This is a genomic window from Bacillus sp. AM 13(2015) (assembly GCF_001518755.1).
In the GTDB taxonomy this organism is placed as follows: Bacteria; Bacillota; Bacilli; order Bacillales; family Bacillaceae; genus Bacillus; species Bacillus safensis.
Genome location: NZ_LKCP01000078.1, coordinates 1 through 10,108 on the forward strand (window position 1 = coordinate 1; position 10,108 = coordinate 10,108).

10 protein-coding genes are annotated in these 10,108 nt (G+C 41.7%); 3 read left to right on the top strand and 7 right to left on the bottom strand.

The annotated features are described in order from the left end of the window. Positions 1-111 precede the first annotated feature (111 nt). Positions 112-1,038 carry a manganese-dependent inorganic pyrophosphatase gene (locus tag AOQ70_RS12980; protein ID WP_024424048.1) on the bottom strand — a complete coding sequence of 309 codons (927 nt, stop codon included), beginning with the start codon at positions 1,036-1,038 and terminating at the stop codon, positions 112-114. 303 nt (positions 1,039-1,341) lie between these two features. On the opposite strand from AOQ70_RS12980, the gene AOQ70_RS12985 reads away from it, so the two are divergent. Genes AOQ70_RS12985 through rplI form a run of 3 tightly spaced genes read left to right on the top strand, consistent with a single transcriptional unit; the run spans position 1,342 to position 4,736 of the window. Then, complete coding sequence (locus tag AOQ70_RS12985; protein ID WP_142352190.1) at positions 1,342-2,280, top strand: YybS family protein; 939 nt, start codon at positions 1,342-1,344, stop codon at positions 2,278-2,280. A gap of 30 nt (positions 2,281-2,310) precedes the next feature. Further along, complete coding sequence (locus AOQ70_RS12990; protein WP_039182890.1) at positions 2,311-4,290, top strand: DHH family phosphoesterase; 1,980 nt, start codon at positions 2,311-2,313, stop codon at positions 4,288-4,290. Next, entirely contained in the window at positions 4,287-4,736 is a 450-nt protein-coding gene (gene rplI, locus AOQ70_RS12995) for a 50S ribosomal protein L9 (RefSeq protein WP_008359128.1), read from the top strand. Before AOQ70_RS12990 ends, rplI begins: the two co-directional genes overlap by 4 nt. Positions 4,737-4,775: 39 nt before the next feature. Here rplI and AOQ70_RS13000 read toward each other — a convergent pair whose 3' ends face one another. From AOQ70_RS13000 to AOQ70_RS13020, 6 genes are all read right to left on the bottom strand, one after another. After that, complete coding sequence (locus AOQ70_RS13000) at positions 4,776-5,990, bottom strand: CynX/NimT family MFS transporter (RefSeq protein ID WP_059376704.1); 1,215 nt, start codon at positions 5,988-5,990, stop codon at positions 4,776-4,778. A gap of 22 nt (positions 5,991-6,012) precedes the next feature. Beyond that, positions 6,013-6,159: a YycC family protein gene (locus tag AOQ70_RS19335; protein WP_064498621.1), complete on the bottom strand. Its 147-nt coding sequence runs from the start codon at positions 6,157-6,159 to the stop codon at positions 6,013-6,015. 72 nt (positions 6,160-6,231) lie between these two features. Then, entirely contained in the window at positions 6,232-6,966 is a 735-nt protein-coding gene (locus tag AOQ70_RS13005; protein WP_059376705.1) for an alpha/beta hydrolase, read from the bottom strand. A 98-nt stretch (positions 6,967-7,064) separates the two neighbouring features. Beyond that, a complete protein-coding gene (locus tag AOQ70_RS13010; protein WP_059376706.1) occupies positions 7,065-8,030 on the bottom strand; it encodes an ABC transporter substrate-binding protein in 966 nt (321 codons plus the stop codon). Between the two features lie 98 nt (positions 8,031-8,128). Further along, a complete protein-coding gene (locus tag AOQ70_RS13015) occupies positions 8,129-9,754 on the bottom strand; it encodes an AraC family transcriptional regulator (protein ID WP_059376707.1) in 1,626 nt (541 codons plus the stop codon). Positions 9,755-9,877: 123 nt separating this feature from the next. Beyond that, the gene (locus AOQ70_RS13020; protein WP_025093680.1) at positions 9,878-10,105 is read right to left on the bottom strand and encodes an MbtH family protein; all 228 of its coding nucleotides are present in this window, start codon (positions 10,103-10,105) and stop codon (positions 9,878-9,880) included. Positions 10,106-10,108: the final 3 nt, after the last annotated feature.

Consider the following 10,108-nt stretch of genomic DNA (forward strand, 5'->3'; position numbering starts at 1 on the left):
CGATTCCAACAAGTGTGTTAAAGGATATTCTCGTGAGTGATACGTACATTCATTAAAAAAAAGACAGACAAAAAAGACTGCTGAATGATTCAGCAGTCTTGTCTTGTTTTATTAAGAAAGTGCGTCTGTCAATGCAGGTACGACTTGTTTCTTTCTTGATACAACACCTTTTAGTAAAGCTGTGTTGTTTTCAAGCGTGACGTTAAATGCTTTTTCTACTTTTGCTGCTTCTGCACCGAGTGCAAGAGCAAGGGAGTCATTTTCTAAAATATCTGTGATGACTAAAACAAATAGATCAAGACCTTTTGCTGCAATGACTTCATTGATTTTCGCTTCAATGTCAGCCTGTCTTGCTGTCACTTCAGCGATATCTACTGTATTGACTTGCGCAATTTCCACTTTGCTTTTGCCTAGTGCGAATTCTTTTGCATCAAGTGTAATTAATTCTTGAACCGTTTTTTGGCTTAGATCAGCGCCTGCTTTCAGCATGTCTAGGCCATAAACTTCTGGATCTACCCCTGCGATTTTTGCAAGCTCATGCGCAGCATCAATATCTTGCTGTGTGCATGTTGGGGATTTGAATAGTAAGGAATCAGAAATGATCGCAGATAAAAGCAAACCAGCGATTTCCTTTTCAATCGTTACTTGGTTTTCTTTATACATTTTGTTTAAGATCGTTGCTGTACAGCCTACAGGCTCAGCACGATAGTAAAGAGGTTCACTTGTTTCAAAGTTGGCAATACGATGATGGTCAATGACCTCAGTTACTTGTACTTGATCAATGTCGCTTACACTTTGCTGGAATTCGTTGTGATCAACAAGAATGACTTGCTTTGTTTCATTTGCAGCCGTTTCAATGAAACGAGGTGCTTCTTGTTTAAAGAAATCTAATGCGTATTGTGTTTCTCCATTGATTTCTCCAAGTCTGACGGCTTCTGCCTGAACGCCGATTTTGTTTTTCAGATCAGCGTAAGCAATAGCAGAACAAATCGTGTCTGTGTCAGGATTTTTGTGTCCGAATACGAGTGTTTTTCCCATGTGAATTCTCCTTCTTACTTTTATTGATGATGTTTCTATTCTAACAGCTTTTGACCTTGAATTCAGGGTTTATAGCTAAGAATTATCTTAAAAATTGTAACATGCTGTTTGAAAACTTGCATGTACGATTCCATATCGGTGTTCCACGTGAAACGCTCCCAGAATAGCCTGCATTTTACTTGAGATTTGCCGCTATGGTAAAATAAAGGTTGGGGCAAGACATGATGGAGCTGACATCATACGTATACATAGAAGTACACATTGAGCAAGATATAGACAAAAGGATTGGATAGAGGTGAAGGTGTGAAACAAACAAAAGCGTTAGTAGAGGGCGCAATCATGATGAGTATTTTCTCGGTCATGATGCTGTTTTATTTGTATGTGCCGCTATTATCCATTATTTTCTTTCTAGCTGCTCCGATTCCGATCATCCTCTATACAATCAGACACGGCTTGAAAAAAGGAATTGCTGCTGGCGCTATTGGCATAGTGATCAGCTTTTTAATTGGGTCTATGGCTGGACTCATGAGTGCACCTATTCTGATTGCTGTCGGATTAGGCATGGGTGCTTTCTACAGCAGAAGGCAGCCTGGGAATGCCATCATTACAGGTGCGCTGATTTATTTATTCAGTTTTCTCATCTCCTTTGTTGTCAGTGTTCAGCTCTTTCAAATCGATATCATGAATATGGCGAAAGAGTCGATTGAGCAAATGATGCCGATGTTAGAGAGTGTTTTAAAGCAATCCGGGGCTTCTGAAAAGGACATAGCCAAACAGCTCAAACAGTTTAAAGAGATGCAGGATATGGCATTAAGTGCTTTACCTGTAGCGCTTTTAATCGCTGTTACTTTGATGGCTTTTGTGAATCATTGGTTCGTTCGGCCTTTGCTCAAACGGTTTGTTTCAGACATGCCGGTTTTGAAGAAATTTAAGGATATGCGGCTGCCAAAAAGCATGGTATGGTATTATTTACTCACATTGCTTTTGATGCTGATTCAGACGGAAAAAGGCAGCTTTTTATGGCTCGTTCAAACGAGTGCGTTTCAAATTTTATTTATACTGGTGCTTATTCAGGGATTTTCTTTTCTCTTCTATTATTGCCACGAAAAAAACATCTCAAAAGCGGTACCCATTTTCGCTGTCGTGTTAACGGTTTTCTTTCCGCCGATCGGTGTGATTGTGCGAATTATAGGGATTGCTGACATAGGCTTTGATTTAAGAGAAAAAGTAAAAAACAAATAATTCACTCTGAATGTTGAGGAGTTGATATCAGTGCCAAGCTTCTATAGAAAACCTGTCATCAAGTATCCGATCATCGCGTTAATTGTCCTTGCGGTGGTCACAGTCCTCCTCAACCTTTATTTTAATTGGATCATAGGAGCGGTTGGTCTTTTCGTCCTTGCAGGTGTGCTCTACTTCTTAAAGTGGGCAGATACGCAAGTGCAGAAAGAGATTGATTCATATATTTCAACATTATCCTATCGAGTCAAAAAGGTTGGAGAAGAAGCATTAATGGAGATGCCAATTGGTATTATGCTGTTTAATGACCAGTATTATATCGAATGGACGAATCCATTTCTCGCTTCATGCTTTCATGAAAGCACACTTGTCGGCAGATCCTTGTACGATACATTCGAGTCCATTGTGCCTCTTATTAAACAAGAGGTCGAGACCGAAAATGTAACGCTGAATGACCGGAAATTCAAAGTCATTATTAAACGATCAGAGCGCCTTTTATATTTCTTTGATGTCACGGAACAGGTGCAGATTGAACGACAGTACGAAAATGAACGAACGGTTTTATCTTATATCTTTTTAGACAACTACGACGATGTCACGCAGGGCCTTGATGATCAAGTGCGCAGCGCGATTAATAGTGAAGTGACGTCTCTGCTCAACAATTGGGCACAAGAATACGGAATTTTCCTGAAGAGAATTTCGTCTGAACGATTTATGGCGGTCCTAAATGAGAGCATTTTAGCTGAGCTTGAGGCGTCGAAATTCTCCATTTTAGACGAGGTCCGTGAGAAAACAGGGGCACATAGTGCGACGCTTACTTTGAGTATCGGGATTGGTGCGTCCGTTCCTTCTTTGAAAGAGCTTGGAGCACTAGCACAGTCGAGTCTTGACCTTGCCCTCGGACGAGGCGGGGATCAGGTCGCCATTAAACAGCCGAATGGAAAAGTGAAGTTCTACGGTGGAAAAACGAACCCAATGGAGAAACGGACACGCGTACGCGCACGGGTCATTTCTCATGCTTTAAAAGAAATTGTATCTGAAAGCGGTAATGTCATGATCATGGGTCATAAGTTCCCAGACATGGACTCAATCGGTGCATCCATCGGGATTTTAAAGGTCGCCCAGGCCAATGGAAAAGAAGGCTATATTGTCATTGATGCCAACCAGATTGGCGACAGTGTTCAACGCTTAATTAGTGAAATTAAAAATTATGAAGAGCTTTGGTCACGTTTTATCACGCCAGAGGAAGCAATGGAGCTTGCAAAGGATGACACATTGCTTGTCGTCGTGGATACACATAAACCGTCTCTCGTCATGGAGGAACGACTACTGAATAAGATTGAAAACGTCGTGGTCATTGACCATCATAGACGAGGCGAGGAATTTATCCGTGATCCTTTACTTGTTTATATGGAGCCGTATGCTTCATCTACAGCAGAGCTTGTGACAGAACTCTTAGAGTATCAGCCGAAGAAATTGCGGATTAACATGATTGAGGCGACTGCGCTTCTTGCTGGGATCATCGTGGATACGAAGAGTTTCTCTCTGAGAACGGGGTCAAGAACGTTCGATGCAGCATCTTACCTTCGTGCAAAGGGAGCAGATCCTGTCCTTGTGCAAAAGTTTTTAAAAGAAACAGTCGATCATTACATCAAACGGGCAAAACTCATTCAGCATACAGAGCTGTATCAAAATCAGGTAGCCATTGCTTCATTACCGTCTGATAGGTCGGAGTATTATGATCAAATAACGATTGCCCAGACGGCTGATTCCCTGTTGTCAATGAGTGAAGTAGAAGCGTCATTTGCTGTCGCTAGACGAGATGACGATACGGTATGCATTAGTGCCAGATCATTAGGGGATATCAACGTTCAAATTATTATGGAAGCACTAGACGGCGGCGGTCATTTGACTAACGCTGCTACCCAGATTTATGGTATAACCATTGAAGAAGCGGTAGGGAAGTTAAAGGCTGCCATAGACGAATATTTCGAAGGAGGGGTTCAAAGATGAAAGTCATCTTTCTAAAAGACGTAAAAGGCAAAGGGAAAAAAGGCGAAGTCAAGAATGTAGCTGACGGATACGCTCACAACTTTCTCATCAAACAAGGGTTAGCTGTTGAAGCAACTCCAACGAACCTAAGTGCATTGGAAGGACAGAAAAACAAAGAGAAAAAGAATGCCATCCAAGAGCTTGAACAAGCAAAACAATTAAAAGAAACACTTGAGGCGTTAACAGTGGAACTCACTGCAAAATCAGGTGAAGGCGGCCGTTTGTTTGGCTCCATTACAAGCAAACAAATCGCTGATAAATTGCAAAAAGATCATCAAATTAAACTCGATAAGCGCAAAATCGAGCTGAATGATGCCATCCGTGCATTAGGTTACACAAATGTACCGGTAAAGCTTCATCCAGAGGTACAAGCAACGTTAAAGGTACATGTGACAGAGCAGGCATAAGCAGAAAAGAACCCGTCTCACGAGGAGGCGGGTTCTTTTTTATGAAGGATCTGAAATATAGACGCTGCGTCCGGCACGCATACCGGATAGAAACATGAAAAATAGGATGATGATAAAGATGATAATGGCTGGTGTCCATGTATGTGTGAAATCAAAAAGGATACCGATCATGAATGGACCAACAGCGGCTAATAAATAACCGAGTGACTGCGCCATTCCAGAGAGGGCAGCTGCTTGTTCCATATGTCTTGTCCGCAATCCAATGAAGGTGAGCGCTAGACTGATACTAGCACCTTGTCCAATGCCGATCAATAGGACAGAGATGACAAGAATAGGTGTCGATCCTCCGAGAAGAAGTCCAATCATGCCTAGTAAATACACAAGGACAAGGCCGGCGACAAGCGGTCTTTGCGTTTTTAATTTTTCTGCAAGAACGGGCGTTAAGAAGGTGGATGGCAGACCAGCGAACTGCATAATGGACAGCATCCATCCAGCTGTCGCCAGATTCATTCCATGTGATGTTAAAATATCAGGAAACCAAGCGATGCTGCTATAGAAAAGGAATGATTGCAAGCCCATAAAAAAGGTCACTTGCCATGCGACACGTGAGCGCCATATTGGCTGCTCTGTAAGAGAAATGGTTTTGACGGCCGCTGTATTCTGATGAAGAAGCTGCGGCGCCCAAACCATCATGGCGAGAAGGGCAAGTCCAGCCCATACAAGGAATGATGTATTCCAGCCGCCAGGCATCGTATGACTGAGCGGAACACTGATACCTGATGCAAGTGCAGCGAAGACGGACATTGAAGTCGTGTATACACTTGTCATCAAACCTGCATGTGCAGGAAATTTATGCTTCACAAGCCCCGGTAAGAGCACATTACAAATCGCAATTCCGACGCCGACTAGCGCCGTTCCAATCATTAAGAAGGTGATGGTGCCAAACGAGCGAATCACAATCCCAAAGAGAAGGACAGCAAGTCCAAGCCAGAGGGTTCGTTCATTGCCAAGGCGTTTTCCGATTTTAGGTGCAATTGGAGAAAGCAATGCGAATGAAAGCAGTGGTAATGTCGTAAGAAAACCTGCCAGTCCATTTGAAAGCTGTAAATCGGAACGAATCGCGCCGATAACAGGGCCAACGGACGTAATGGCAGGCCGCAGATTAAATGCAATGAGCAAAATCCCAGCAATCAGCAGGATGGTTTGTCCTGTACTGCGAGGATGTAATGTTGATTTTTCTAGTTGTTGTTCCATGAATGTAAACTCCTTTATTTCTTTAAGAAGAACGATCTTTCTTCTGTTCAAGCTCCGCTAATTTAGCTAATAAGATATGCTGCGGCATATGCATAATTTGTTCTAATGGTACATTGAGTGATGCAGCAAGCTTTTGTGCGGTATCGGCTGAGATTTGTAAAGGTCTCATGCGCAAATCCCTCCTCTTTCAATCTATACGTTCCAATATATCATATCGGCTTTGTGTCATGCTGATAAAAAATTAGCATTCTCTTTTATAAAACCACTTTAGGGCCGATAAGAAATTTTTTTGAAATTGTTTCAGATGATGGCCTTCTCCTTGTTCAATGTGATAGTGCAGCTGCGATTCCTGCATCCCTTTCTGTAATAAAAGATCATGCAGTTGTTTGGTGAATAACGGCATGTGCTGTTGAACCGATGTTTTGCCTTTCCCTTCTTCACTACCTACAGACAAATAGAGAAGGTGATCCACACACTGAATGCTTTGTTGTTTAGCAAACGGTAGAAAATCTTCATACCAAAATGACCCGGAGATCGATCCGATATTTTTAAAAAGATCAGGGTGCATGAATAAAGTATAAATAGCAAATAGCCCGCCTAATGAAGCACCTACGTGGCTATGCTCATGACAGGTCTCTTGAACTGGATATTCACTTTTGATATATGGGAGCAAGTCATTCGCTAAAAATGACACATACGTCTGTGCCTCGCCTTTAAAGTCAGGGAACCCAGATCGCAGTGATGACGCCTTCCATGGGGTATATTCGTCAAGACGATTGAAGGGATGTATGCCGACAATGATGATTGGCGAGATGGTTTTGGTTTCGATCATTCTTTCGATCTCTAGCAGGTGTGTTCTAAACAAAGAAGAGCCATCTTGTACAAAGACAGCTGGAACATGAATAGAGGTGTCCGGTGGTAGGTAAATATCAAGCTGACGCCCGTTAAACTCGTCATATAGAAACGTTCCGTTCATGTGTCATCTCTCCTCCAAGTTTTCAAGCTCCGCTGAAAAGAAGACAAAGGGCTAAAAATAAAGATCATTTTAGCCCTTTGTCATTCGTCACATCTTTTTTAGTTGTTTTGATCTAACCATTTCACGGCCTTATCAAGGAAGGTTGTCTTGCTTAGTGCTGTTCCTCCTTGAAGCATAGGGTCAACGGCATTTTCATTGATGTGCCCATTTTTCACAGCTTTTAGGCTTGTCCAAATTTTATTTTTCTCTAAGTCCTTCAATGCGTTCGGATTCGATGAGTTTTCCTCTTTAGAGAACTGAACAAAAATATAGTCAGGATTGAGTTCTCCTAGGCGCTCCAATGAAATCAATGCCTGTGCTTTGGCTTTTTTGATATCACTTGGTGCTGTAAATCCTAAGTCGCCATATAAAGTAGAGTTGAAGTATACGTCTTCAGGGTACACGTACAGGTCGCCCTGTCTAATGCGTAAAATGACAGCTGTTTTGTTGCTGCTTTTGTCTTTCAAAGTTTCTTTTGCTTGTTTAAGATCTTTCTGATAATCAGAGATGATGGTTTTGGCTTCTTCACTTTTTCCAGTCAGTTCACCGAGTAATAAAAGATTGTTTTCCCAGTCGGAAGAGACATGTGATACTGGGATCGTCGTTTGGACTTTATCTAGTTTTTTAATTGTTGCAGGCGGGAACTTGGTTGATCCAAGTATCACATCTGGTTTTAGTTTTAGGATTTTTTCTAGGTTCGGTTCTGTTTTTTCCCCGATGCCTTCAGTTTTTGCTGTGATGTCTTTAAATAATTCAGGGAAAGTGCCGCCTACAGTAGAAGCACCAATAGGCTCGATACCAAGTAATTTTGCATCTTCCATTGATTCTAGGCTTCCAGCAATGACGATTCGTTTCACTGGTGTTTTGAGTTTGTACGTTTGTTCTAAGTATTTGATGTTTGTTTCAGCTGCTTCAGCTGACTTGCCTTTGGTTGTGTTTGAAGCAGGTTTATTTTCTGAAGCACCACAGGCAGCTGCGATGATCGTCATGATACAAAGGATAAGCAATGCGAACCATTTTTTCATTTGTTTTCTCCTTTAACTGATAATTGTTCTCAATTAAAGATTGTAGTAGTCTTTCGTCCTTTTATCCATAGACAATGATCTGTCAAATGATGGACTTTTTACGGAAAAAAAGATAAAAGGTCCTGAATGACTCGTTGATGACTGGCTGCTGTGTATTCACGCCAAGGGTCAGACGTAAGTGGATAGACTGCTTGCTGCGTCACAGCTTTGAGATTTTGCCAAGCCTCTTGCTGCTTTAATTTTTGATAAAAAGCAATGGTTTTTGGCTCCTTATGCAGGAAAAGGAAGATGGTGTCTGGATCTAGCTGTTGTATAGAGCGAATGCTGATTTCTTTTTCTATTAGCTGGCCGTCATTCTGAAAAGCTGGCTGAAGACCAATGTCTTGAAAAATCACTTCTGACATGGTGCGATTCACAGACAAATAGAGCTGATCTTGAAAGATACGAAGAGGCAGGACGGTTTTTGGTGGATGATCAAAAAGGCATGCCTTTTTCGCTTGAATGACGAGTTCCTCGTAATGAATCAGCCATTCTTCTGCTTCCTTTGCTTCGTTTAAGAACATAGCTGTCTGTCTGAATTGAGTGCGCCAATCTAATTGTGTGAATGGAACAAAGTGAACAGGACAGATGGTTTTTAACACTTGTTTTTCTTCCTCTGTCACATGATCATTGGCAATGATCAGCTCAGGTTTTGTTTCCTTTAATAGCTGTAAATTGGCTTCAGCGTGCTCGTTGATCCGATGTGCACTCAGGTGAATCGGAATTTCTTCTGCATAATGTTCAAAATCATGTGCTGTCCATTTAGGGTGAAGAGGGGCAGCATATGGGATGATATGAATGGGTGTGAGCTGGCCGAGTATGGAATGGCCATAGGCTGCAATTTTCCGCTGCCGGCTTTTCATATAAGTAGAAGGGGTCATGCCCGTTTTTTTCTTAAAGATGCGGCTGAAGTAATACGGATCTTGATAGCCGATTTCAAGTGCAATGTCTTTGAGCTTTGCGCTGCCTTTTGCCATTAATTGTTTCGCTCTAGCCATCCTTTTCTTGGTGATATAGTCAGTCACACTCACATCAAAATGCTTTTTAAATAGCTCACTGTAATGATTAGAGCTGATGCCAGCCATATGAGATAGACTTGTCAGGCTGAGGGGTTCTTCGGAATGTTGATCGATATATTGTTTTGTTTTGAAAAGGGCATGTGCCGTGTCACAAATATCTTCTTTATGCAGTGTGAAAAGCTGCATAATGAGCTGCTGAAAAAGAGTTTGGCTTCTAAAAAAGCTAATGGATTCAGGTCTTTGCCATTCCTCTGTCATATCGGACAGTAAAGAATGAATTTGTTCAATCGAACTAATATCGATAAATTGCCATTTATTCAGTAAAGAACGGGCATGTTCCGTTGATACTTCTCCTATGTTTTGATCTTGCAGCGTGTAGAGCTGAAAGCGAAACAGATAGAGCTCGTGTTTTTGATAAGGCTCTGTTTTCAACATAAATGTTTCCCCAGGCATGATCGTATAGAGTGTCAGATGTTTCAATCGCCATTTTTGATCGTTCAATGTGAGTAAACCGCTGCCGCTTATGCTGAAGAGGAGGCAGAATGTATCTGATAGCTGCTGCTCTGTATGTGGAAGCTCTGCATTATTTATTTTTTCAGTATATGTTAATCGATAGATGAATTGTTCGGCATTTGCCAATGTACGTAATTGATTGTTGTTTCCCATAAAACCACCTGATCTCTTATTGATTGATAAACATTCTCAATTAAATTGTAGCAGAAAGAGCTGAAAGATGGTGATGTTTATTCTGTCAAAAAAGCACCCTGAGTGAGATCAGGGTGCGATGATTTATTCCGTTTTTCCATGTGCTAGTGCAGGTTCTTTTGTTAAGCTTAATGGCCGCAAGTCCTGCCAGTGTGTCTGGATATAATCGATGCAGGCATTTCTAGTGTCTTCACCAAAGACTTTTTCCCATCCATCTGGTACTGGTGCAAATGATGGCCAAAGTGAATGCTGTCCTTGTTCATTGACAAGCACAAGAAATACACCGTCTTCACGATCAAAGGGATTTGTCATTTG